General features: G+C 60.8%; 23 protein-coding genes. 9 read left to right on the top strand and 14 right to left on the bottom strand.

Annotated features, from left to right (window positions below):
- Nucleotides 1-188: 188 nt before the first annotated feature.
- From traC to ACP7B1_RS23515, 6 genes are all read left to right on the top strand, one after another.
- Nucleotides 189-488, top strand: a complete 300-nt coding sequence (gene traC, locus ACP7B1_RS23540) for a conjugal transfer protein TraC (protein ID WP_426137327.1) — start codon at nucleotides 189-191, stop codon at nucleotides 486-488.
- 4 nt (nucleotides 489-492) lie between these two features.
- Nucleotides 493-708: a type IV conjugative transfer system coupling protein TraD gene (gene traD / locus ACP7B1_RS23535; RefSeq protein WP_426137326.1), complete on the top strand. Its 216-nt coding sequence runs from the start codon at nucleotides 493-495 to the stop codon at nucleotides 706-708.
- The gene (gene traG, locus ACP7B1_RS23530; protein ID WP_426137371.1) at nucleotides 695-2632 is read left to right on the top strand and encodes a Ti-type conjugative transfer system protein TraG; all 1938 of its coding nucleotides are present in this window, start codon (nucleotides 695-697) and stop codon (nucleotides 2630-2632) included. Before traD ends, traG begins: the two co-directional genes overlap by 14 nt.
- A gap of 83 nt (nucleotides 2633-2715) precedes the next feature.
- Nucleotides 2716-2856: a hypothetical protein gene (locus ACP7B1_RS23525; protein ID WP_426137325.1), complete on the top strand. Its 141-nt coding sequence runs from the start codon at nucleotides 2716-2718 to the stop codon at nucleotides 2854-2856.
- Between the two features lie 210 nt (nucleotides 2857-3066).
- The gene (locus ACP7B1_RS23520) at nucleotides 3067-3345 is read left to right on the top strand and encodes a WGR domain-containing protein (protein WP_163365199.1); all 279 of its coding nucleotides are present in this window, start codon (nucleotides 3067-3069) and stop codon (nucleotides 3343-3345) included.
- A gap of 29 nt (nucleotides 3346-3374) precedes the next feature.
- Entirely contained in the window at nucleotides 3375-3875 is a 501-nt protein-coding gene (locus ACP7B1_RS23515) for a thermonuclease family protein (RefSeq protein ID WP_426137324.1), read from the top strand.
- Nucleotides 3876-3909: 34 nt separating this feature from the next.
- Here the strand turns inward: ACP7B1_RS23515 and ACP7B1_RS23510 are convergent, their stop codons facing one another.
- The 9 genes from ACP7B1_RS23510 to ACP7B1_RS23470 form a co-directional block, all read right to left on the bottom strand.
- Nucleotides 3910-4083 carry a hypothetical protein gene (locus ACP7B1_RS23510; RefSeq protein WP_426137323.1) on the bottom strand — a complete coding sequence of 58 codons (174 nt, stop codon included), beginning with the start codon at nucleotides 4081-4083 and terminating at the stop codon, nucleotides 3910-3912.
- A gap of 341 nt (nucleotides 4084-4424) precedes the next feature.
- Nucleotides 4425-4595, bottom strand: coding sequence for a hypothetical protein (locus tag ACP7B1_RS23505; protein WP_426137322.1), 171 nt, complete (start codon nucleotides 4593-4595; stop codon nucleotides 4425-4427).
- A gap of 193 nt (nucleotides 4596-4788) precedes the next feature.
- The gene (locus ACP7B1_RS23500) at nucleotides 4789-4962 is read right to left on the bottom strand and encodes a hypothetical protein (protein ID WP_292582362.1); all 174 of its coding nucleotides are present in this window, start codon (nucleotides 4960-4962) and stop codon (nucleotides 4789-4791) included.
- Nucleotides 4963-5231: 269 nt separating this feature from the next.
- Nucleotides 5232-5729 (bottom strand): hypothetical protein, encoded by a 498-nt coding sequence (locus ACP7B1_RS23495; RefSeq protein ID WP_291395002.1) that lies wholly within the window; start codon nucleotides 5727-5729, stop codon nucleotides 5232-5234.
- On the bottom strand, nucleotides 5671-7539 hold the full coding sequence (locus tag ACP7B1_RS23490; protein ID WP_291395004.1) for an integrase: 1869 nt from the start codon (nucleotides 7537-7539) through the stop codon (nucleotides 5671-5673). The genes ACP7B1_RS23495 and ACP7B1_RS23490 overlap by 59 nt, the downstream gene beginning before the upstream one ends.
- 5 nt (nucleotides 7540-7544) lie before the next feature.
- On the bottom strand, nucleotides 7545-9203 hold the full coding sequence (locus tag ACP7B1_RS23485; RefSeq protein WP_291395006.1) for a hypothetical protein: 1659 nt from the start codon (nucleotides 9201-9203) through the stop codon (nucleotides 7545-7547).
- Nucleotides 9204-9351: 148 nt separating this feature from the next.
- Nucleotides 9352-10557: a tyrosine-type recombinase/integrase gene (locus ACP7B1_RS23480; RefSeq protein WP_291395008.1), complete on the bottom strand. Its 1206-nt coding sequence runs from the start codon at nucleotides 10555-10557 to the stop codon at nucleotides 9352-9354.
- A gap of 524 nt (nucleotides 10558-11081) precedes the next feature.
- Nucleotides 11082-11219, bottom strand: a complete 138-nt coding sequence (locus ACP7B1_RS23475) for a DUF1127 domain-containing protein (RefSeq protein ID WP_426137321.1) — start codon at nucleotides 11217-11219, stop codon at nucleotides 11082-11084.
- Nucleotides 11220-11481: 262 nt separating this feature from the next.
- The gene (locus ACP7B1_RS23470; RefSeq protein ID WP_374891263.1) at nucleotides 11482-11790 is read right to left on the bottom strand and encodes a DUF736 domain-containing protein; all 309 of its coding nucleotides are present in this window, start codon (nucleotides 11788-11790) and stop codon (nucleotides 11482-11484) included.
- A gap of 162 nt (nucleotides 11791-11952) precedes the next feature.
- Here ACP7B1_RS23470 and ACP7B1_RS23465 point away from each other — a divergent pair, with 162 nt between their 5' ends.
- Both ACP7B1_RS23465 and ACP7B1_RS23460 read left to right on the top strand, forming a co-directional pair.
- Nucleotides 11953-12165 (top strand): hypothetical protein, encoded by a 213-nt coding sequence (locus tag ACP7B1_RS23465; protein WP_426137320.1) that lies wholly within the window; start codon nucleotides 11953-11955, stop codon nucleotides 12163-12165.
- A 74-nt stretch (nucleotides 12166-12239) separates the two neighbouring features.
- Complete coding sequence (locus ACP7B1_RS23460; protein ID WP_426137319.1) at nucleotides 12240-12416, top strand: hypothetical protein; 177 nt, start codon at nucleotides 12240-12242, stop codon at nucleotides 12414-12416.
- Between the two features lie 15 nt (nucleotides 12417-12431).
- Here ACP7B1_RS23460 and ACP7B1_RS23455 read toward each other — a convergent pair whose 3' ends face one another.
- The 4 genes from ACP7B1_RS23455 to ACP7B1_RS23440 form a co-directional block, all read right to left on the bottom strand.
- Nucleotides 12432-13358: an ArdC family protein gene (locus ACP7B1_RS23455; protein ID WP_426137318.1), complete on the bottom strand. Its 927-nt coding sequence runs from the start codon at nucleotides 13356-13358 to the stop codon at nucleotides 12432-12434.
- Between the two features lie 291 nt (nucleotides 13359-13649).
- On the bottom strand, nucleotides 13650-14234 hold the full coding sequence (locus ACP7B1_RS23450) for a hypothetical protein (protein ID WP_426137317.1): 585 nt from the start codon (nucleotides 14232-14234) through the stop codon (nucleotides 13650-13652).
- Nucleotides 14235-14928: 694 nt separating this feature from the next.
- Nucleotides 14929-15810 carry a DUF7007 domain-containing protein gene (locus ACP7B1_RS23445; protein ID WP_426137316.1) on the bottom strand — a complete coding sequence of 294 codons (882 nt, stop codon included), beginning with the start codon at nucleotides 15808-15810 and terminating at the stop codon, nucleotides 14929-14931.
- Nucleotides 15811-15892: 82 nt separating this feature from the next.
- Nucleotides 15893-17644, bottom strand: coding sequence for a ParB/RepB/Spo0J family partition protein (locus ACP7B1_RS23440; RefSeq protein ID WP_426137315.1), 1752 nt, complete (start codon nucleotides 17642-17644; stop codon nucleotides 15893-15895).
- Between the two features lie 321 nt (nucleotides 17645-17965).
- Between ACP7B1_RS23440 and ACP7B1_RS23435 the strand changes: the two genes are divergently transcribed.
- Nucleotides 17966-19438 carry a hypothetical protein gene (locus tag ACP7B1_RS23435; protein ID WP_426137314.1) on the top strand — a complete coding sequence of 491 codons (1473 nt, stop codon included), beginning with the start codon at nucleotides 17966-17968 and terminating at the stop codon, nucleotides 19436-19438.
- A 127-nt stretch (nucleotides 19439-19565) separates the two neighbouring features.
- Here the strand turns inward: ACP7B1_RS23435 and ACP7B1_RS23430 are convergent, their stop codons facing one another.
- The gene (locus ACP7B1_RS23430; protein ID WP_426137370.1) at nucleotides 19566-24692 is read right to left on the bottom strand and encodes a DEAD/DEAH box helicase family protein; all 5127 of its coding nucleotides are present in this window, start codon (nucleotides 24690-24692) and stop codon (nucleotides 19566-19568) included.
- Nucleotides 24693-24746 lie beyond the last annotated feature (54 nt).

Raw genomic sequence — 24746 nt, 5'->3', positions numbered from 1 at the left:
GGCCGCCAGCAACAGGTCGCCACCGCGACGTATAATTGCGCCCTTGGATCCGCTCTCATCGAGCGGCGGGATCATGCCCGAAGGCGTCGGCTTTGCCGACATGCAGATCTGCACCTTGGCCTGACGGCCCATTCGGAGGAGTCTGGCGCTGCTAACGCAACGCCAGACAGCCAAGGAGTGGCAATCGGATGAAGAAGCCGTCGTCGAAAATCAGGGAAGAAATCGCGCGCCTGCAGGAACAGCTCAAGGCTGCGGAAACACGTGAGGCTGAGCGCATCGGGCGTGTTGCACTACGGGCAGGTCTCGGTGAGATCGAGATCGACGAGGTCGAGCTGCAGACAGCCTTCGAGGAGGTGGCGAAGCGGTTTCGCGGGAGAGGAAGGGGAGGGGCGACCGGAAAGGAGAGGTCAGGGGCGAGTGCTACCGGCGGCGGCCAAAACGCGACGGTCGAGACTGGCACGGCTCAGAGCAACGTTGGCGAGGCTTGAGAGGATGGCGAAGTCGATGACATCAGATGCGCGAAAGAAGGATGCGCGTGAGAAGATCGAGCTCGGTGGCCTGATCGTCAAGGCGGGCCTGCGCTACGAGAAGCGGGCGCTTCTGCTCGGACTGTTGATTGATGCAGCCAGTCGCGTTCGAGGCAACGATAGGGAGCGCCAGCGCTTGGCTGCTATTGGCGCGGAGGCGTTCGGCGATGGCAGCGAATAGGATAGTGCTGTCGGTCATTCCGACCACGCTCATGGTCGCTGCGGTCGTGGCCATTCCCGGCATCGAGCAATGGCTCGCCGGTTTCGGCAAAACAGCGCAGGCGAAGCTGCTGCTCGGGCGCATCGGCTTGGCGCTTCCCTATGCGATCGCCGCCGGAATTGGCGTCATGGCGCTGTTTGCCGCGAACGGTTCGGCGCGAATCAAGACGGCCGGATGGAGCGTCGCCTCAGGAAGCTTGGCCGTCATCCTGGTCGCGGTCTTGCGCGAGACGATGCGGCTGACTGCCCTTGCGGAAAGTGTGCCCACCGGCAAATCTGTCTTTGCCTACGTCGATCCCTCGACCGGGATCGGCACCGCCGCCGCGATCCTGTCCGGCATCTTTGCGATGCGTGTCGCGCTGAATGGCAACGCAGCCTTCTCTAAGCCTGAGCCACGACGGTTGCGGGGAAGGCGCGCCGTTCATGGCGATGCCGACTGGATGAGCATGACGGAGGCGGCCAAACTGTTTCCTGATAGCGGCGGCATTGTCATCGGCGAGCGTTACCGCGTCGACCGTGACAGCGTCGCCGACATGTCGTTTCGTTCCGACGCGCCCGAAACCTGGGGGGCAGGTGGCAGGTCGCCGCTGCTGTGCTTCGACGGCTCTTTTGGCTCGTCGCATGGAATCGTCTTTGCCGGCTCCGGCGGCTTCAAGACGACCTCGGTCACCGTGCCGACCACGCTCAAATGGGGTGGTAGCCTTGTGGTTCTCGATCCATCGAGCGAGGTGGCGCCGATGGTCATCGATCATCGGCGCCTAGCCGGCCGCAAGGTCATCGTCCTCAATCCCGAGACGCCGGCAATCGGCTTTAACGCGCTGGACTGGATCGGCCGTTTCGGCGCGACGAAAGAAGAGGATATCGTCGCGGTCGCAACCTGGATCATGACCGACAATGCCCGAGCGGCGTCGGCGCGGGACGATTTCTTCCGGGCCTCGGCGATGCAGCTTCTGACGGCGCTGATCGCCGACGTTTGCCTATCCGGCAACACCGACGACAAAGACCAGACGCTGCGGCAGGTGCGGGCGAACTTGGCAGAGCCGGAGCCAAAGCTGCGCGAGCGGCTGACGCGCATCTACGAGGGCTCGGAGTCGGATTTCGTCAAGGAGAACGTGGCGGTCTTCGTCAACATGACGCCGGAGACGTTTTCTGGGGTTTATGCCAATGCGGTCAAGGAAACCCACTGGCTGTCCTACCCGAACTACGCGGCGCTCGTCTCCGGCAACAGTTTCTCGACGGACGAACTTGCAAAGGGCGAGACCGATATTTTCATCGCGCTCGATCTCAAGGTTCTTGAAGCCCATCCAGGTTTAGCCCGCGTCGTCATCGGCTCGTTTCTGAACGCGCTCTATAACCGCAACGGCCACACCGCCGGCCGGACACTTTTCCTTCTCGACGAGGTCGCACGGCTCGGGTTTCTGCGCATCCTGGAAACGGCGCGGGATGCGGGCCGCAAATATGGGATCAGCCTGACGCTGATCTTCCAGTCGATCGGCCAGATGCGGGAGGCCTACGGCGGCCGGGATGCCAGCTCGAAATGGTTCGAATCCGCATCCTGGATTTCGTTTGCGGCAATCAACGATCCCGAAACGGCCGATTATCTGTCGCGGCGCTGCGGCGAGACGACGATCGAGGTCGATCAGATCAGCCGCACCAGCCAGTCGTCGGGTTCCTCACGGTCACGATCGAAGCAGTTGAGCCGCCGGCCGCTGATCCTGCCCTATGAGGTCATGCAAATGCGCGGCGATGAGCAGATCGTGTTCACATCCGGCAATCCGCCGCTCCGATGTGGCCGCGCGATCTGGTTCCGAAGATCCGACATGACGTCGTGTGTCGGGAGCAACCGTTTTCACAGAAAACAGGGGGCGGCGGAGGAGGATAGGTGAGAGCAATCGAGCGGAAGGAAACATTCGATGCGATATTGGGAAGCATGCGAGGCGCAGGTGACCGCGGAGGAGGCGATTGCGGAATGCCGCAAGCATCAGATCGTGCCGTCGTGCGCGAGACAGATACCGCGCTATTCGATCAGGAGACCGGCGATGTCATCGCCCATGCCGACGAGCATGGGGACTATTATGGCGCCGATATCCTCGGCTACCTTGGATACTGATCGATGGTTCCACGCACTTGCGGGAGGATCGTTACCGGGATCGGCGAAGACCAGCCTTGGGCTTCGTTCGCGGATGCGAGTAGAGCCGTACGCCGAAGGCGGACCGCCCGAACTCCAATCTCCCGACACTTCACGAAATTGAATCGATCCGGGATCCCCGATTCATATCTCTCGTTGGACGGCGGCCGCAAAATTTCCGATTCTGCACGCATGATCGCCCAGCCCTACCATCTCTATATCGAGCGCACCGAGCCTGAGCAAAACGTGGCGCGCTTCTATGCGATCTCGATCGAGCCGACGCTGTTTGGCGACACGTGTCTGACCCGTCGATGGGGGCGCATTGGTAGCAGAGGGCAGATGAAGGTTCATCACTTTGCGCATGAGAAGGAAGCGGTCGAACTCTTCCTTGATCTTGTTCGGCAGAAGCGTCATCGGGGATATTCCACGAGACCAGTAGGCATCGGCGCATCGCCAAACATTCATCGATGATATGCGACGATAATCTTCAGCATAGTGAAATGGATCGCATGGATTTGAAGCGAAGCGGACATAACAGAAAAGGTGGAAGCGAACACCGCATCAAGGCCGGTGTCATCACCATGGCGATTGCGTTCAGTTTCTACACGTTGGACATAGACGGCACTGCGCTGGCCGAGACGTTTACGCCAACGAGCGCACCATTCCGAATATGTGACACCAGCAACCGGTCGACCTGTGTTGTCGATGGAGACACGCTCTGGATCAAGGGCGTAAAAATCCGTGTCGCCGATATCGATACCCCTGAGGTTAGTGAACCGAAATGTGCGTCCGAGCTGGCACTGGGACGTCGTGCCACCGCGCGGCTGATAGAGCTGGTCAATCAGGCGCCGTTCGAAGTGCATGCCTGGCCGGGTCGTGACGAGGACCGGTATGGTCGCAAGCTCCGTGTCCTCGTGCGCGATGGAAAGAGCCTCGGCGATATCCTGGTATCGGAAGGACTAGCTCGGACTTGGGTAGGCCGACGGCAACCGTGGTGCTGAATAGCCCGATTTCGTTGGCCATTCAGCAACGCCGTCAGTGTCGGCGCGTGCCGTCGCGTTCGAAAGCGATCTCGATCTCGATGAAGAACGGGATCTTGATGGTGAGCTTCAGACCGAGTTTGCCCTTGCGGAAGAAGTGACAGATGACTTTGCTCAGCGCCCGGAGCTGACGACCGGTGGCTGCGAGGAATTGTGCGAGGCGTTGCATATGATTTCTCCTTGTCGATTGCGGATATCGCGGGGGATAGGCCGCGGGCCGGGACGAGGAGGGCTGCACCATGGGCCCTTTTGCGCTTGCGCAATGGGAGGGCGCGTTTGGCCGCAGCGAAGCGGAGGACCTGGCGACGCCTGAGTTTTAGACCGCGAGGAGCCGCTTCAGTGGCGGGGAAAACTCTGGCGACGACAGGTTGCTGCCCGACGACCGGCACGCAACATCCCCGATGTCGATAGCCTCTGTCGGCAGGGCGAAATGCAACGTCGGTGATCGCAGTGAGCGGATGGACAAGCCGGTAGGCGTGAAACATGAGACATCTTATGCAGGGGAGCCGCTCAGAACGGCGGCTCCGCTTCGAGGTGTCCGGCCTGTTCGGCAACGATGATGGCCAGCTCGGCCTGAGCGCATTCGAGCTCGGCCTTGATTTCGCGACGCTCGTTTGCATCGTATGCGTTCCGAAGTTCGGCGCGCAGTTCCTCGATTTGGGTTTCCAGGGCGTAGGCCATCGTCATCTCCTGATTTCGTGAAAGACGACGACAGCAGCCGGGAGGGGATGACGGGGTCAGGGATCGCGCAAGCGACCGGCAGCGCCGGGGAGTGGGGGAGCCGATTTTCGGAAGGTGCTGCCAGGCGCCTGGAGAAAATTGGGGGTACCACGATTTAGGTCTTAGTCAAGCGTCCTGTTTGGAGAAGGCGCCGTCATTCTGGCGGCTCCTCGTCTGCCATGATGGCGTCAAATGCGCTGTCGAGCGATGCCTGTTCAGCGAGGAGCTTTGCGAGTTCAGCCTCGCTTGCCGCGCGCTCGGCAGGCGTAAGGATGCAGGCGGCAAGCTCGACGCGCAGCTGCTGGATTTCGTCGTAGATGGTAAGCATGTGTCTCTCCTCTGTTTGAAGACGAGAGACGTGCACGATGACGGAGCAGTTCGGGTCGAGGATCGCCGCAGGCGACCGGCGGAGCCGGCGAGTGGGGGAGCCAAAATGCGCAGCATTTTGGGGGTACCGCTCGTGCTCGAGGCGGGCTGATCCGGCATGGTAGGATGGGATATCTGAAGTAACGGACTTTGGGTTCCACGGACTCGGACCCCAAAAAACAACCACTTGCTCATCCGATCATGGACGGTTGGATGCTTCAACGCGATCAGTCATGTCGAGCTAAGCCGCCGCACCCTGCTGATCTCCTGAACCAGCTTGGCGTTCTGCTTTTCCAGTCGAGCAACGGCCTTCTCGGAATCCAGCACACGCTTCAGCAGGCTGGCATTCTCGGTCGCGAGCAGCCGCCTTTGCTCCTGGAGCTCATGCATCGAAGCTCGAAGTGCCGACATGTCAGATTTGGGAGGCGGCCGCTGAGTTTTGGGGCGCGGTGGATTTGCGGATGCCAATTCTTCGAGGAAACTGCTGTGCTCGGCATAGATCGTGTTTCGGCTGACCTGAGCTTCGCGCGCCAATGCAGCCACTGTTACCCGGGTAGCATACCCTTCCAACGAAGCCTGTGCCACAAGCCGATCCATCGCCTGCCGAATGCGGCGCTCGGTATTTCGATGACGCGTCTCATGAGATTTCAGTCTCGCGGGCTGCTTTGTACTATTCGTCATCGCTTCCGCGACCTTGCTGAAGTTCGGCCAAAATACGGTCGCATTCATCGATCCTCATCGCTGCCAGGGCACGGCTGTCGTCGTCGAGCATCGGATGCGCCAGAAGCCGTGCGTTTTGCCTCCGGCGTTCCTCCCACACCGGCCGATGCTTTTCCGTGACGGCAAAATTGCTGCAGGTGGAACAGATGCTCTGCGTTCTGATGACCGGGTTCGGGCCTCGATCATCACCCAGGCACGATGCGCTTTCACGGCGGTAGACGCAGTAGCCCCAATCGCAACGACCGAGCCGCATGTCGGTTTCTCTCAGGATGAAGTCCACATAGTCCGCAACATCTCCGTCTCTTGTACGTCCACGGAAGCGACTGTGCGAAGAGATCGCTCGTCCGGCACGGCCGGCCGCCGTTACCGAGGTCAGCAAATCCTCAAGCGCCGTCCTTGTGTCGTTCGAGGTCTCTGCGTCGATCAGATCGGTCAGATCGAAGTCCGTCCCGACATAGCCTTTGTCGGTCATTGCTCTGGTCACGTGGCCAAAGTGCGCGGCAAGGGCATCGAGGCCGGTACGGTCACGTCGACCAACAAATCGCGCAAAGGTCTTTCGTCCCTGATGGGTCGTCAGATGCCACGGCCGTTCGTTATAAAGAGGCAGATCTATAAAGGATGCAAACGGTCCGTTGAGACGGTCAGCCAGCACAGATGATCGCGGGATGGTCATCCCGCTGCGTCCAGCCATCGCCGACAACCATAATTCCTCCCGCCCCATCCGCTGGCGGATAGGAGCAGATAGGCGTTCCAAAACAGTCACGGCCCGCACGACAGGGTCCGGCGCCACCCATCGATGCGGCGCTCCGCCCGTGCCAACGGCTGTTTTGTAGATCCGGCCGCTCAGATAAGCGAAGGATTCAGCGCCATCGGCAGCAACATGCCGCTCGATGCATCCAGCCCGCAGGCCCAAGATTTCGGAGGCTCGCGCACCAACAAGATAGGCGATGACGACAAAGCAGGCGTCGTAAATTCGAGTGACCAGGAATTGCACCAACTTCATGGTCAGCACGGGCTCCGTCCTCCACGGATTCGCTTCCGCGGGAACCGTCGCGAAGCGGAAGCTATCAAGGCGAGCGCGCATGTGACCGTGTCGCGCCTTATATCCAAATCCGCTCGAAAGGGCTTGCCTGTGGGCGTCCTCGGCTCGTTCCCGCAGCGCGATTATGTCGTCGGCTGGCGCGCCGATCAGACGCAGGGCTGCCGAGATAAGAGGAACGGCAACAGCATCCGGCGTATAGGGCATAGGCTTGGACAGTTGCCCGGGTCTCAATGCTCGGGAGCCTGTTATCGGGTCCACCAAAGGTTCAGCCGGCGCGTCAGAAAGCCAATCTCGCTGCAAATAGAGAAGGTCCAGAATCCGGATATAACCGACCGGGGTCACGGTCTCCGATAAGAGACGACCGCCACGGCCCGGACGTTGGTAAATGATGCCAAGGAAGCGCTGAGCTGCATCGCGGTCGAGGTCGCCAAAGCACCGGTAACCTTCGGCGACCATCCACCGGATCAGAATGCGCAGGATCTGGAACCGCCTGACAAGCGTCGTTCCCCTTGCACGGCGCCGACCAGGCGGCGGCGTTACGCGTAACGACCAGAGAAAGCGCCGCGCAGCCTCGCGCCAGGCGTCCCATCTTTCATCGGTAAACCGGCTTCCATCCTCAAACGCTATGCCCCAGTCGATGAGGAGATCGGCAGGTGTCGTTCCCGGCACATCCACATCCAGTTGCCAGATGCGATCCATCCACACCGATATCGTCGAGATACGGATTTCAGGATCCGAGATGCTGCTTTGCTCCAATTTAGCAGGTTTAGCCGCCATCGGGATCACTCCGGGTCAGGCAAGGGCGGAAGCGTTGCGATCATGCGCTCGGCCTCCTCGTGCATTTCAACGGGAAAGTCCGGCAGGATTTCTGCTTTGAGAATGCGGTAGCTCGGAGCGTAGATCGATCGCCAACGCTCTGCATCTAGCTGATCGCGGGCGATTTCTAACTTGCGCATCACCTGCAGGATCCGCGCCAGATGTCGGCTGTCTATCGGGATCACGAGTCCCGGACAGCTGAGACAGCCCATAAAACTGGGGCACAGGCGGCCCTGGGCGGAGCCCGGAGCCCTGCCGGCCATCGGATTAATGCAGATATGGCTGAACGCCTCGGCCATACCCTCATCATCGCTTTCGATCTGGCCGTCGATATTTCGCTCGACACCCTGGACACCTGGGCGCATCACGATCCAGCCGATCATCCGATGTTGGAGGCTCGCGATTGTTTTCTCATACATGCGTTGTGTTTCGGGGCCGCGAACATAGAGGTCGGTCGTGCTGGCTTGCGCATGATTGAGAAGCACTTGGGCCACACGGATATCACCGTCGGCTGCCTTATAGTGCTCGGTGGCGACGCTGCCACGGAACAGAACAGGAGCAAAGGACCGCATCGGTGAACGAAGCTGCTCAGGATGAGCTTCATTCCAGGCGCTAATGCTTCGATTTGAACGAGCAATAAACCTGCCGATACCGGCATCCAGCGTTTGACTACCAATCACGCCCACGCCCTTCGGGCGGTTACCTCTGATCAAAAAGAGGCGTTCACACTCCGCAGGTCGCGCATGCGGAACGAGTGGTGCGCTCATCGCCAACAGTTTCTCGACAAGATTTGGCACAGAATATCGTCGGCGCTTATCGAAAGTCCGACGCTGCGCACGTCGTAGGGTATTCCCCGCCCGGGGCTTGGCCCAATCGACGATGATCCGATCCGGGTCGAGCGGATGCGAGGCCAGGCAATCGCGTCCTATGTTTCGAAGGGAATCCGGATTGGCCGCCGTTTGAATGGCGATAGCCAAAAAGAATGGGACCAGGGTATCGACCGTCAGATGCAGGTGTTGCGCCAGCATCCGCGTGCCACCGGCGCGCCTCATCCGCCGATGTGACTGCCGCCCCGGGGCACGATCGTACCATGGCATTATTCCGCCACCCGCACGACCCGTTGCGACCAACAGCGTCTCCAGATCCCGGCGATCGTCCGCTACGCCATCATGGTCTGTTTCCAGGATTGCGCGCCCCTCCTCGAAGCGAGCCCAGGCGATGTCGATTTCGGCATAGCAGGCTCGCAGGATTGTCTTCAGCTCATGCGCTGGAAGTCGGCGCGGGACTGGTGTCCGGTGGCGACCCGGGAAAGGATTGGCCGGGAACTGCAATTGTTCTGGCATGAGATCGGCGCGATTTCGCATCGCCCACTCGAGCATGATCTTTATAGGCACGTAGCGGCCATGCCGTGTCGATATTCCCCAAGGTTGCCCCGTCGGCGATCTCTGTCGATCAAGCCACGCGACATAGCGACCTACGGCCTCTGTCGTCAGTGCCGCAATCTCAGTGATTTCGCCGTCTTCAGCAGCGAAACGGGCAAATGTACGAAGCGATTTCCAGTACCCTTTCCGGGTCGCCGTGGCGGCACTGGCGAATGATGCGCGGAAGGAGTCGGCAAAGACCATCGTAAGGTCGACCGCGAGGCCAAGCCGACTGAAGTCGAATATCTGTGCGACGCTGCCCCACTCATCGCGGAAAGTAATCGCAACACCGCTTGAGATCGGCTCGTCGCAAGCCGGGGCAGCCGCAAAGCGCCGATCTATACGTGGCCGGTTAGACCGCATCGGGAATGACCTCACCGTAAAGATACTCGATGCTCTCGGCGATTTCGCGATGATGCAGATCCACGCAACGCAGGTAGATGGATGTTGTCTGGATCGAGCTGTGACCGAGGAGAATCTGCAGCACTTTGAGCGGATTGATCTCCGGCTTTTTAGCGGCGATCCGTTGGAGGCGGGCGAGCATCGTCGTCGCAAAGGTATGGCGAAGCCAGTGCAAGCTGCCATCGACCTTAGCGGCTTCAAACCCCGCCGCAAAGACTGTGCTGAGGTGCGCTCGCGTCACACCACCACCACGCCTGTTCAAGAACAGGAACTCACTCGGTTCATAGGCTGAAGAGATGTGTCGACGCTTCCGAACCAGAGCGGCTCTTTCTTCACCGGCATACCAGTTTGTACGATCGACAAGACGGATCGGTGGATAGATTGTCCGAGGTCGGCCGCCCTTCGTGATCGCCAAAGGTACACCTATCAGCGGATGATCCGTCGCATCCAGCCTCTTGCTGTCGGGCAATTGCGCGACCGTCAAGGCGCACAGCTCCATCCGCCGCATGCCGGTACAGACTGCCCATTCCGCCATCAGCCTATAGGGCATGGAAAGATGCCCGAACAGTCGCGCGAGCTGATCGGCTCGAAGCGCGCGCGGTAGCTTTTCGAATTCGGCAACAGTCAAGATGTTCGCAGCAACAACCGCTGATCGGGCATCTGCATGAGTTAGCAGAGCCTGCTTGCGCCCGGAGGTAATCCGTACATCGATCATGCGGAATGGCAGGTGCTCGACCCAACCGCGTTGATGCGCCCAATTATAGAACCGGCAGATAGAGCGAATGCGATCATTGATCGTGGACCGCGCATAGGGCCGGCCGGTATAGGGACTGGGCTGTTCCAGCATACGATTTCGGTAGGCCGCAATCATTTCCTCATCGGCCAGCCTCCAATCCAGATCGGACTGTTCCAGACTGTCGAACCAATCGTATAAGTGTTCCGCGTAGGTGCGCACCGTGTCTGGAGAATGCGAGCGGCCTGGAATGGTGGCCAACTCCAGAAGGTAGGCGAAGGCTGCCTCGATAATTTCCATGCGGCCGGACATCAGGATGGGAAACCCGGCAGGAATGCCGGGCTGCCCCTTCGTCGCAGGAATAACCATCACCATGAGCTTTATCCCTATGTGCGGCTCGCCGACCGTGCCCGCGTTGACCACAGGTACCTCCCGCGCATCGCTGCGTCGGACTCGTGTGGTCACTCCGCGATGCGCGGGGCCCTCCTGTGGACACCGTGCAAGCTCACCGATAATGGCCTCACAAATGCACGATGATTGCAGCGGCAACGAGACAATCAGGACACTTCTTGGAAATGCATTCTAACCGCTCATCCTTGAAGCCGGTAGCGCTGACCGGCACAATGCGGGGTACTGAGCAGCTATCCCAACCTCTCGTGTGGCAGCAAAAAGCCGGAGACCGGCTCGATGCCTGTCTCCGGCTTCAATGAGAGAGATGAAGAAGACCTGGGGGAGGTAGACCGTCCCGGCCGCGGTTGAGGCGGGAGGACCGGATCAGCTGGTAACCGTCCCTGCTCTCGACGATCGTCAGCGCATTGATTGGGAGCGGAATGGCACGCGTCGTCGTCACGGCGGAACAACTGACTATGACCGGATACGGACGAACGCACGCACAAAAAAGGGCCACGAAAACGCGGCCCATTCTTTGTGGTCGGGAATGACGCGTATTACCGTGCGCGGACCGCGCTGTGGATATTCCCACGGACCAGGCCGATGTCGCTCAGCGACCGATCATCAAGGACGGAGAGCTCGCGGATTGCGCGACGCTCGGCAATGGCTCTTTTCAGCCGTTCAGCGATTTTCACGTTACTCACCTTTGAAATTTGATTGATCACTATATGTGCAATTCTTCGCCCAAAAAGAAGGCACATGCTTGCAGGGAAGGCATGCGCAATTTGCGGGGCTGGTTAATCGACGCCGGCTATGCGGCCTCAGATGCACCTGCGCCTGGCCACCCATGGCCAGTGCCGCCACTCGAAAAGGCCGGAGACCGGCTCGATGCTGTCTCCCGCTCGGGTCTGTGGGCGAGATGAAAGCCCCGCCGTTTCGGGCGGGGCCTTGACTGTCTCAGTCGCGGTTGGGGCGGGACCAGATCAGCTGGTAGCCGTCTTCACCTTCGACCTCCGTCAGCGTCGCGTAGATCGGGGAGGGGAAGCTCGGATCGTCGAGCTTGACCGAGAGGTAGTCGCGGTCCTGTTCGGAGCGCTTCTGCCAGGCCGCGCCGAGCTCCACGCTGCCCGCGAAGATGCGAAACTGGGGACCCTTGTCCGAGGGGTTCTCGACGCGGGCGATGCGGGCCTTGACGTTGAGGGCGAGTGTGCGGATCGAGCCGGTGAAGCCGTTTTCTGTGGAGGTGAAAGTGCCGATGGTAGCCATGTCGTAATTCCCTTTTGCTCAATCGGGCCGCTCCAGTGCGGCCTCGATGGCAGTCTCAAAGGCCGGAGACGATCGGACCGCACCTTCAGGCCGGAACAGCGTGGAGGGCGGCGTGGAGACACTTTCTTGCTCCGCGAGGAATGGTGGCGCAGCCGACAGGGGATGAAAGTTTCGGAGCGCCGTTGCGGGATAACGAGCGAGGCGCAGCCGATCTCCGGTCAGACCTGCCCCATCGAGCCCGCACCTGGAGCCACGGGCATTCAGGCAAAGGGATATGATTTTGGCGGCCCGCATACACCCAACGCCATCGAGACAGCAGCATCGGTATTCCGCAAACGTCTGGCCACGACGAGGATCACCACACCCTTCAGATGACCTCGGACATAGTCCGCTTGCGACACCTATCTATCGCGATAGTGTTGCGCTGCGATTCGTCGCCTGGAGGAACAATGCCAAAGCAGACCAAACCATTCGTTGTTGAAATAAAGTCGTCCCGGAAGCTGAAACCTGGCACCGGAAAACCGTCGATCTGGGGGTCGCTGGATCTGACGATCACTGAGGATCATGCCGTCCCGCCAATCCCGGTGGCGGAGCCGACCACCGCCGAGAGCGGCGACCGGCTTTAGACTCCTCCCGAACCCTCAAGCCGCGTCCCGGACATCCGCCGCGTCCTGCTGTAGTCCATGCAGGAATGCCACGGCGCGCTGCGCATGCGCCGCCGCCTGGAAGATTGCCCGCTTGTCATCAGCCAGCACCTTGAGCCAGGACTGAAGGTAGGAGGCATGATCAGGGCGAGGCTCGAGCTCCGGCGCAATGCCGAGATCAGCGCAGAGGAAGCAGCTGCCCAGCTCGACGACGAGCTCCTCGCGCGCTCGTTCGCTGCGATCCTTGGCATAGCGTGATAGATCGCGGCCGACCCGGTGTTCTGCCGCTGTCCAATGCGTGACCTCATGGCTGAGGGTCGCTACGTACCCAGCTGCGTCCCTAAAACTCTCGAAGGGCGGCATCTGGATATAGTCCATGACAGGCGAATAATAGGCTTGGTTGCCGCCATGCCGGATCACCGCACCGGTGTTGCGGAAGAAGCGATCAGCCAGGTCGATACGGGCGACCGGATCGTGCGCTGTCACCGGCCGGTGGTAGTGATGGTCAGGCAGACCGTCGATCTGCTCGACGTTGAAAACGGAATAGGCCTTCAGGAACGGGATTTCCCGGTCGATCTCGCCGCCCTTTCCATCGGCTTCCGATTTGGTAAAGCGGCTGGCGAACACCACGGTCGATCCGGTCTCACCTTTTCGAACGGCGGCGCCGAGTTCGATCGCCTGCTTGAAGGTCATCCACATCGACGAGCCGAAGCCACGCGACATTTGCTCGGACCACAGCAGAAGCACGTTCATGCCGCTATAGGGCTGGCCGTTATGGCGAAGCGGGCGGGTGATCCGCCCTTCGGTGTTTGCAGCACTCCACGGTTTCATCCAGGGGCGCACGCCGCCGGCGAGCTCTTCGATGATCTTGTTGGTTATGCGGGTATAGATGTCTGCCCGCTGGTTCTCTGTCTTCCTGCTCATTTCTGATCTCCACTCATCGGGAGCCGCGCCGATCGCGGCCCCGTCGCGGAGGCCAAAGACAGGAGCCCAAGCCGGCAGTCCGCACCGGAACGGCCGCAACAACGTGGAGGACGGCGTAGCCGTTGCGGGATGATGGCGGCTCCTGCAGGTCCGACGCCAGTGACGGGCCGCATCGGCCCGACCAGAATTCCTCCCCTCCGTTTTCTCTGGCGAACGCCGACATGGGAAAAGGCCGGCCTCGGAGGGTCGGCCTGAAAAGATGAGGCGGGGGCGTACCCCGCCGTGATCGTGTCAGTCGAAGGCTGACATCTGGGCCGCTGCGGCCTTACGATCGACCGAATGACCAGGATTTTCGACCGGACGATCAAAGGGCTTCCAGGCTTCGCCGACGATTTGCTTGTAGGCTGCGACGGCGCCTTCGGCCGCCATGCGCAATGCGTGCGCCTGGATGCCCATGTCAGCTGCGAACTCTCGCTTGCGATGGGCAGCGCTGTCATAACCGACCGGACCGTCGAGATCCTCGTCGCGGGCGTCGTTTGCAGCCTTCGCGGTTGCGTCCCGCGCTTCGGTCACGGCCTTGCTGTAGAACTGTCCAGCGCCATGAGCTGAGCCGACATAGGCGCCGACAATCCGCTGCAGGTGGATCTGCATGGCGCGCTCGCCCAGGCCTTCGCTCAGGGCATCGGCCGTCTCGACGATCAGGCGCTCGTGGAGATCGCGGATCCCGTCGCTGTCGATGACGGCGGTCCCAAAACTTTCTGCGATCTTGAGGGCCTGGGCGCTGTCCGGGCAGGTGAGGCGGACCATTTCGACGGTGGCGCCTTTGCGGAGCTGGACGACACGCGCTGAGGTGCGATTGGTTGCGGGCTTTGCCATTGTGGTCTCCTTGTCGGTTGCCTGAAGGCTCGAACCGGCTGCCTGCCGGCCCTCCCTCGGGTGCGGTCGAACAAAGCCTGCGACCGACGGGCGGCTTCACAGGTCCGGAGGCCCTGAGCGAGCGAATTGGCCTTGCGGACAAGCGGGGCATAAGCCCTGCGCCGGACGCGAGGACGGTTTGCGAAGGGAGGGGCGGCAGGCCGCCACGCGGCGCGACAGCGGCCTTGAAACGAACGGCAGCAGGCTTAAGACCGTGACAAACCCGAGAGAGGACTGGCAGGGTCCGAAGTGGATCGCGGAACCGACGCCTTCAGACCACAAGCATTGTCCCGACGAGATTACAATCCAGGCGGTCGCCTCGGCGCGGATTAGGCCGTGAGATCGGCCCCGACCTCGGCGCACCCCCGTCAGCACCTCAATACAAGGTCAGATGGAGTATGCAGACGTCGCCGACCGCGGCTCTCGCCTTCCATCATCGCCTCAAGTTCAGCCCGTCGTTCGAAGGCCAGCCGGTGTGCATGGTCCAGCAGTAAGGCGCTATTGGGTCTGGCTTGCCGACGTCCCCGTCGCCCACGCCAGCGTGCCAGCACGCCTGCCGTTATCGTCAGCCGCTTGGCGCGATGCGCGATCTGGCGCTGAATGCGATCAACGTCCCGAAGATGAGCCGCGTGACCGACGGGTTGGCCTAGCGCGCTCATGCTGCCGACCTCGACCAGCCGACAAAGGAGGACGGCCCCTCATAAAGCTGGTGACGTGCCTCATCGATGACAAAGCCGAACGGTCCGCGACCTGCGTATTCCGAGGTGTCTATGAGATAGCGCCGCTCGACGTCGCCGAACTTCCGCTCAGTACCGCGACGCGCAACGATCTCCGTCATGCCAACGTGATGTTCCGAGAAGATCGCAGACGTTACGATCCAGTGGTCGGCATGGATCTTTTCGAACGCCTGCCGGTCCTTACCGCGAGACTCGCCTGCGACAAGCGGCCGGCCGTGAGCCCTCTCCCAGAACTCCGGCCAGCTATGCCGGATAACCTCGTCTGCCATCCGACGTTCGTAGCGCGTGAAAAGTTCGGGAAAGGCATGGGCGACCGCCGACCATTCGACATCTTCTTCGTACCAGCACGTGTCGTTGCGCAGAGCGGACGGCACGACAATGTTTCGATCGGGAGAGAGATGAAAGCCGCCGTGGCCGGCGGTGGCATGAGACACAATGCCGGGGCCATAGATGGTCGCCGACTGTGACGTGCCCCAGGGCGTGCTGCAGGCGATACGGGCTTGAACGCGACCGAGATCGTGGAGATCACGCTGATGCTCGGAAGTTTCGATGACGCAGGCAACGAATGCGGCCTCGTCAGCGAGGGGACCGTCATGGCGATAGAAGTCCTCGCATTTAAGCGCGGAGAGCGACCCCGCAGCTCGCCATGTACTCGCCAGGAAACTACCCTTAGGCGTGGTGATCATGGCAAGCACCAGTTCGCGGGTGCGCGCCACCGGAAAACCCTCTGCGCTGAGGGCGAATTCTATACCGAGCGCGTCGGCGATCGGATCGTTCTGCTGATTGGTGAGCGTGGGCATCGGATGCTCCATCGTTGGCTGAAAACAGAGGCGCCGCCGGTGATGCCGGCGGCGCGATGGATCTGGGATCTGTTGGCTGGGCCTATTCGGCGGCGATGCCGTAGGCGGTCTCGTGCTCTTCGACCTCTTCCGCCGTCGTATCGTCGGCGCCATCCACGGCCTTATCGGCATCAGGATCGATCGCGTCGTCACCGGTGAGGCTGTCTTCCCGCTCCTGATCCGTTTCGGCGCCGGCGTCGTCCGCGTCCAATGCCTCGCCATAGCGAAGCAGGGCGGTCACATCTTGGCGGTCCGGCGCGAAGAGGGCGCTCGCATGCACGAGGCTGACGTCGCCGGCGAAATGCTCGACGAGTGCTGCGCGGGTATCGCGGACGCGGGCCTTCGGCTCGATGCCGACATCCTTGGCCACGACTTCCAGCGCCTGGCGCGACAGGCACACGAGGAACTCATCGCTCCCCATATCCGGCAGGTAAGCGTCGGCGCCGATCGCCTCGCCGGCAATACGAGAGATCACGCCGCTGTTCGACATGCCGCGCCGGCATGACAGGACATCGATCAGCGCGGCGCGGGCCGTCACGCGAACCGTGTCCATGTCGAATGACAGGCGACCTTCATTCGTGAAGAGGCGCGCGACATGTCGGCCGAAGCGGGCCCCGCCATAAAGCGCCCCGCCAGCGCCGGAATCAACGCGAACATTCTGAGCGGCAAAGGCGAGCACCAGGAGCGCCATCAATATATCGTCCTCGATCGGCGCGCGGGCCAGCGCGTCATGCAGGGCGTCGGTGCGGAAGTCACCGATCATGTCGTGGCCCTTTTGAGTTACATCCGGACGGGCCTTACCAACGGGGGCATCGTCACCGGCGTGCCCCTCGCCCAAGCCACCATCGGTCTGCCCCCTGGCAGGTTTCGCTTCAGGCATCCGGTAGTGGATCGTCTGCACCTTGCCGTCACGATCGAGATAAAGACCGGTCTGATCACCCTTGCCCGGCTTGCCATAGACGCGTTCGGCCTTCTTCGGCAGTTCTGGCTGGCCATAGTTGCTGACCTCAAGGATTGCGCCCTTCTTCGGCAGGTTATTGCTCATCCACTCCTGTTGGGCGCCAAGGAAGGCTTCAACATTGGTGGTGAAGCGATTGTCCTGGTCGGCCGGGCCGAAGAGATCGTCGGCCCATTCGATGCCATAGGCTTCGCGCAGATCATCGCCAAAGCTTGCATCGCGCGCGTACATGCGGGTCTTGGAGAGACCGTTGGCGATCTGCCACCAGGACGCTGTGTCGCCCTTTTTCGGCTTGTTGGCTTTCCACACCTCCTTCTGGTCGTCAAGAGACGCTGCCGCGATCGTGCGCAGCTGCTGTTCGTTCGGCATGTCGCCTCTTGCCATCTGGTCGAGCATCGCAGGCAGCACGTTGGCGAGCAGGCGCAGCTTGCGGATCTGGCGGACAGGAAGGGAAAGCGCCACCGCGATCGCCTCTTCGGTCCAGCCGAGTGCGACCAGTCGCTCGATACCCCGCCACTGATCGACCGGGTTCAGCGGCTCGCGCGCGATGTTTTCGACCATCGAGCGCATGGCGCCGTTGTCGTTGGCGGCATCGCTAACGACAACCTCGATTTCTTCGAGGCTGGCGGCGATCGCGGCCTGAACGCGGCGGTGACCGGCCTGGATCAGATAACCATTGCCGCCATCCACTTGCGGCGACACGACAGGCGGCTGGATGATACCGACGGCTTTCACGGTTGCCAGCAGCAACGCATCGGCCTGCGGAGAGGATTTTGACCGTCTGATATCATCCGGGTTGGCGTTCAGCGCGCGGGGATCGATCTTGAGGATCTGCATGGGTCTTGCTCCTTGTCCGGAACGGAGCGGCAGGCTTGCTGCTCCTTCATGTCTCCATTTCTTCGAAGACACCTCCCGGAGCGCCGGTCGGGCGGGCCGACGCAACTGAAACCGAGCGGCCCTGCCGTGATGCCCAAGCGGAGCTTCCAGCTCTGCGACGGGCGAGGGGCCGGGTTGCGGAGGTTGCGGTTGAGCGTCAGCGGCGACGGGCTGACCGGCCTGCGACCGGCTCCTTTCCCCTCTTTCTTCCCCCCGATTTGCCGGCTTCTGGTAATTCAGAATCGGGCTATGTAGGTTGCGGGCATCTCAGGGGAGCATCGAATGCCAATAGACGAATGGATCTACGTACCGGAAACGGAACCAGATGATTTCTGGACAGGACGCATCTCTCTTGATGAAAGCTCCGCAGGACACTGGCAATTCGAAGCCATTAGAATGACGGGCGACGGCGCTAACCCCTATTCAACCGGCGTGTTCGAGAGTGCCGGTCCTGTCAGCATCCTGATTGATCATCGCGAGAAGGGCACCCTGATACGGCCTCTCGTGAACCATGTTGAGCCTAAGAGTGCTCATCTGGATCGCACCAAGATCAAGGGTTCGTTCCAAGCTCTCGTCTCTGGCGCATGCATCGAAAATATGGGTGAACCGGTATTCCATTCGATCTTCGTCGAGTCGCCCGCTTTCGCAGCTTGGTATGGAACAAAGTCGCCCAAAGCCATACGGGACGAACATTATCGAACTCGATTAATTGAATTGGCGGACCCTGAAAAAGAAGAATTGACGATAGAGGCTCTCGGCAATGTCACCGTAACGACCCTCGCGCTTTATGAGCAAGGGGCTGATGCCGATCAGCTGAAAAACACCGTTCGCCTCGATATCACCTTTGATCGCTTGCGGTCGCTCGCTGAGGTTATGGATCTCGCTATGGCGCTGGAAATGCTCTTCGGTTTTCTGGTCGGATATCGTCCGCCGATGTCAACTTTCGGCATGAGAAAGCCTGCGAATGAGGATCCAAGCAAGCTCGCGACGTCACGTCTGCACCTGGGCGGCGCGTTCTTCCGAGAGCAATCCGTACCGCATCCGCTCAACCGGCTTAATATGCGTGGACGCAACCAATCTTCGCTAGAGGCTATTTTGGCCGCATATATTGAAAACCCGGAGAGACTTCTCAACAATATTCATGCCATTGAATACTCGCGGTGGTTCGGCGCGTCCCTGAACGATCAGTTTGCCGCGGTCATGCCGGTTTTCGAGGAGTACGTTCAAGGGAAATTTAAAACTGCTGATGAAGAGAGTTATCTCAGCACCGCCAGTGATTTTTGGGCCTACGTGGAGAACGCGCCAAGCCAGGATCTCAGAGATTTCGCCAATAAGCATCTCAAGGTACAGGAGTCCAAAGCCCCTGGACTCCCCACTGTGATAAAACGAGCGCTCACTGAACTGAACGAGCAAGGTTTCGCGTTCGATCTGCAGTTGGCGAAACGCATCAACAATCGGCGAGCTCAGATGTTTCATCGCGCTCCTGTGGTGTCTGAGAGTGCGGTGAGCGATTTTCACGAAGAGAAGCTTGCGGTAACGGCAGCGCTCATGCTGCTCACGCTTCGCGATTTGGGGATTAGGCTAGAGGGTATCGCGGAAAATCTCGGCGCGCTGATGGAGCACGCGCGATTCACACAACGCTGGAGTGAACTCGAAAAAGAGCGCGCAGACAGGCGATCTCATCGACAGAAAGATGAAGCGGATAAAAAGGGCAAAAAAAATGGGCCTGCGGATACCGCGGCCCATGAAGTGTGAAGGTCAATTAAACCTCCAGAGGGGAACAGCTGCTGCGGCGGAACTGGGAGGTGACCGCCATGTGCATCAGCTGCGAGCATTATGATGAATTAATCATCGCAATGCACCTAAATTTTGTGCAGTGCAGCTATGCGGCGCACGCGTGGCTTGCATCGCGATCAGCCGCCAGCAATGCTTCGTTCTCGCGCAGCTGCCGGCGCTTGTCTGCGAGCTCGTCTGCGAAAGCGAATGTTCCACCGTCGCGGGAGCGGTAGGAGGCGAGGCGGCGCTCTGCGCTGTCGAGCTGCTGGCGATATCGCTGCTGCTCGTCGCCAAAACCGTCGAGCGCATGCTCCAGCCGTGAGATTGCCCCAAGCGGCGTGACCGTGACGGCCAGATCGATTTCGTAGTCGGCGCCTGTACGCCGAAGAATGGTCTGGTAGTGGAAGCCGTCCTTACCAATTCGCTCGCCGTCGAAGACGAGATCGAAGCCGCCGATCGTCGCTAGATGGACCTCTCCCGCCTGTTGCAGCTGCACGAGCGTCAGGATTTCCTTCATGACCGCGCGGCCTGCCTCCTTGCGCTCGGTATGGGGCTGCCCGAGTGCGGTCATCGTGAAGGCCTCTCCACTGGTCGGGATAAGCCGGGCGATGTCCTGGCCAATCTCCCCTATGCGACGCGTCGCGTGTTCGATATCGCGCTCCGCGTCGCGGATCTGCCGGCGCACCGCAAACAGGTCGTCGTCGTGGGCGGCGCGAAGGCGTTCGAGGCGGGCGATATCGGCTTCGAGCCCCGCCTTCTTCATCAGGCGTTCGTCGCCGGAAGCGATAGCCTTGGCCATGGCGAACTGGTTGGCCTGACCTTCGCCGAGATCTTCAAGCCGGCGGATCGAAGTGTCTCCGGAGAGGGCAGCGGCAATGAAGCGAGCCTTGCGCTCGTTGTTCTGCCACATGCTGGCATCAAGCGACCCCTGTGTGGCGTAGGCAAAGATATCGACGACATCGTGCTGATTGCCCTGGCGGACAATCCGGCCCTCGCGCTGCTCGATCTGCGACGGCAGCCACGGAACATCAAGATGATGCAGCGCCTTCAATCGGAGTTGAGCATTGACGCCGGTGCCCATCGTCTCGGAACTGCCGATCAGGAAACGCACCCGGCCGGCGCGGACATCGCCGAACAACCGCTGCTTAGCCTCGGTCTTCTTGAAATCCTGCATGTAGGCGATTTCCGAGGGCGGCACGCCGAGCCGGATCAGTTCGTCGCGAATCCAGCGATAGGCGGAGAAGCCGCGGGTCTTCTCGACATTGATGGTGCCGAGATCGGAAAAAATCATCTGCGCTGCACCCGGTAGTTCGTAGGGTTTTCCATCTGGACGCACGTAAGTGTTCTCTGATGTCTCCTGCCAGATGCGCAACGCATTGCGGATCAGGAGATTAAGCTTGTTGTGTGGCTCGTCCTCCATTGCCGGCATAACCAGGCGCAGATCGATCGCTGCATGACGGCCATCGGTGATGACAGAGAGCAGAATGTCGTCGCCGGGCTGGGCGGGGCCCTCGCGTTCTTCGATCGCCTTGATCCGGGTTTCTAGCAGCTGCTGGTAGGTCTTGAACATTGGCGTCGGAGACGCGGTCAGGATCTGCCGGCGGCCCGTCGAGATATCCGGCACGTGAACGTATCCGCGCAGATCGGACGGCATCACCACATCCGCGAAGCTGCGGAACATAGCGATCAATTCGGGCACGTTGACGAAAGACGCAAATCGGCTGACCGGCTTGTATTTGCCAGACGGCTGGATTTCGAGCTCAGTAACTGTGTCGCCAAAGCAGGACGCCCAAGCATCGAATTCGTGAAGACCGCGCTCGTGCAAATCCTCGTGGCCAAGCACGCGCTGGATCGAGAACATTTCGCCGAGCGTGTTGGTGATCGGCGTGCCGGATGCCAACACCAACGCGCGGCCCGGGTTCTTCGTTTCGATGAAGCGGGATTTGACATAAAGGTCCCAGGCGCGCTGCGATCCGTTGGGATCGATCCCTTTCAAGGTCGACATGTTTGTGGCGAAGGACAGCTTGCGGAACTCCTGCGCCTCGTCGACGACAATCTGGTCGACGCCGATTTCGGAGATCGTCAGCAGATCGTCTTTCCTTGTGGTGAGCGCCTGCAGCCGCTCCTCCAACCCCTCCTTCAAACGCTCGAGGCGTTTGCGCGATACCCGGTCTTCACCATCGACCTTGAGCAGCAGATCCTCATAGAGCTGAAGCTCGTCCTGGATCATCTGCTGTTCGAAGGCCGAGGGGACGCCGATGAACTTGAAGGCGGAGTGGGTGATGATGATCGCATCCCAGGTCGCCGTCGCGGCACGGCTGAGGAACCGGGCGCGCTTGTCCTTGGTAAAGTTGGTCTCGTCGGCGACCAAGATGCGGGCGTTCGGATAAAGCGCTAGGAACTCACGGGCAGCCTGCGCGAGGCAATGGCCGGGAACGACGAGCATCGCCTTGGCGATCAGGCCGAGCCGACGCTGTTCCATGATCGCGGCCGCCATGGTCATCGTTTTTCCAGCGCCGACGGCATGCGCCAGATAGGTGGCGCCATCTGCGATGATACGCCAGATGCCGCATTTCTGGTGCCCATAAAGAACAAAGGCGCTCGAGGCGCCGGGAAGTTTGAGATGGGAGCCGTCGAAGGCCCGCGGTGCGATATTATTGAACCGGTCGTTATAGACCGTGGCCAACCGGTCGGTTCGATCCGGATCGGTCCAGACCCACCGTTCGAATTCGCTGCGGATCTTCTGCAGCTTTTCCCGCGCAGCTTCAGTGTCGACGACATTAAGCACTCGCCGCTCGCCGTTTACGTCCTTGAAGATGTCGAAGATCTGCGGCACGCGGCTGTTCAGTGCGTCAGATAGCAGCTCGCCGGCGCGGCGACGGCTGGTGCCCCATTCCGACGTACCGGCGGCTGAATAGCCGAGCTGGCGGGCCTCGACCGTCCACGAACCAAGCTCGGGCGTGTGATGGATGCGAATATCGGCCGCCATCATCTCCTTGACGAAGGTTACGACATCGCTGGCCGGGATCCACGGCGCGCCGAGACGTGCAGTGATATCCGACGGCCGCAGATCGGCCGGCTGCACCGCCTGCAGGGCGCGAACATTCCGCTGGAAGGCAGGATCCAGCTCTGCAGCGGCCTCCGCAACGGAGAGCTTGGTTCGGACCTGGCCCGAAAGGTAAGCGTCTGCGGTCTGCCACGAGCCGTCGACCGGGTCCTGAAACACAGTCTCACCAAGCTGCTCGACGGCAGCATCGCGGTCGCAATGCAGAAGCTCGGCGATGTAATCGAGATCGACCCGGCCGGCCTCATTAAGGACGACGGCAAGCGCATCGGCGGCGCTGGTGACAACGGGTGGGGCAGGCGGCGCGATGACCCGCTCTGAAAAGATCGGGCCGGGCTTGGCCGTATCCGTGTCGAGATCATAGTCCTCGATGGAGGCAACGAGCCAGCAATCCGGATCGTCGCGGAACGGCTGCAGATTCGGCTGGCGGTGGCTCTCCCGAACCTCGTTGGTTTCAGCATCGTCCTGGATCGTAACCGTCGTATGGTTGATCGGACCGAAGTCGCGCACGAAGCTCGACCAGGCGATCCGCAGCCGCACCTGGGCATCACGCCATGGGCGGTCGGTCTCCTGGGCTTTCAACAACTCACGCACCGCATCGCGGATCGGGATCAACTTCTTGATGATCCGAACGTGCTTTTCCGACAAGCCATCGCCGCTCCGGCTCTTCCGGACAGTGATCGCCACCGGCGCACCATCGACGATTTGCATCAGGCCATGCGTTGGATCGACGAGGTAACTGCCCGCCCGGACCTTCGACGTGTTAGGCCGAAGATCTACGATATCGCCGCGCTCGTCCTCAAAGTCGAGATCGATGGCAGTCGGCTCGCCGTCATAGATGTCCTCGGGCAGGCGACCGATGGCGGCGTTCAAGTCTGCTTCGAGATCGCTGCCGGCACGGCGTCTGCAGGTGTAGGTCTCACCGAACGGTCCCGAGGTCAGCGCATGGGTGCCGAGCACAAAATCGGGATGACGGACGAACCAGCGGTTGACGCGGATCGCGCCCTCATCCTCGGTGGCGCCGCTGATCTCATCGACATCGAGCCACAGGAGATCACCCTCGGGCTCGCCGAGCTTCCGTCTTCGGAAGAAAAGGATATCGACCACCGTGTCCGTCCCGGCGTCGCGACGAAAACTTCCCTCGGGCAGGCGGATTGCTGCAATCAGGTTGGCGGACTTGGCGATAGTTTCTCGCGCGGTCGTGTCCGCCTTGTCCATGGTACCGGCGCTGGTGACGAAAGCAGCTAGTGCGCCCGGCTTCAGGAGATCGATCGACCGGGCGATGAAATAGTCGTGCAGACGAAGACCCAGCGAACGATAGCTTCGGTCGGAGCGGACGGTGCGATTGGAGAAAGGCGGGTTGCCGATGGCGAGATCATAGATCGCCGCCAGATCAGTGCGGGCGAAGTCATTATTGATGATCCGTGCTTTCGGCTGCAGAAGCTGCGCGATCCTTGCGGTCACCGGATCGAGTTCGATCCCAGTGACATAGGAGAGATCCCGATATTCTGTTGGCATCAGGGCCGGAAACAGTCCCGTCCCGATCCCCGGTTCGAGCACGCGGCCCCCGCGCCAGCCGAGCCGCTTTAACCCCGACCAGATCGCCCGGACGATGAATTCAGGCGTAAAATGCGCATACTGCGTGCAGCGGGCCAGCGACGCATAGTCTGACTGATTGACGGCAGCTTCCAGCGAGCCGCCGAGCGCATCCCAACCATCACGGAATTCCGTCTCGCCCGGCCGGCGGAACATGCCATTCGCCAATTCCGATGCGCCAAAACCGGTGAAGCGGATCAACCGCTTTTGGTGGTCGCGTGTGACCGAAACAGCATTTCGCTCGATCTCGTTCGCGGTCAGGATGGCGGCGACATTTAGGCGTGCCCGCTCCTTCCAGGTTGCGGCAAGATCGCGGTCTTCGTTGTCGAGATAGAAGTTCGCATGGTCTCCTTGCCTCCGTCCTTGACTGCTCGGCGCCGGTTTCGTTCCGGCGACAGCGCGCCTGGCGGAAGAGGGAGAGGATGGGGGCGGGTCTGGATCGTCATCATTGGCCGCAATCGCGTCGAAGCCGCCAAACGCCGTGACGTCGAGACCGAGCCCGGATGACAATGCGCTGCTGCCGAACATGTCGAGGCCGCCAGACCGATCGAGAGAAAAAGGATTGTTGCTCATAGGTTTTCTCCTTGGTGGACAAGCGCACGTGTCCGCCGGCCGCCGAGGCGCCGG

The sequence above is a fragment of the Phyllobacterium sp. SL163 genome (genome assembly GCF_049896885.1).
Lineage (GTDB): Bacteria > Pseudomonadota > Alphaproteobacteria > Rhizobiales > Rhizobiaceae > Phyllobacterium > Phyllobacterium calauticae.
Note: the sequence above shows the minus strand (reverse complement) of the source record. Positions and strands in the feature narration are given on the sequence as shown.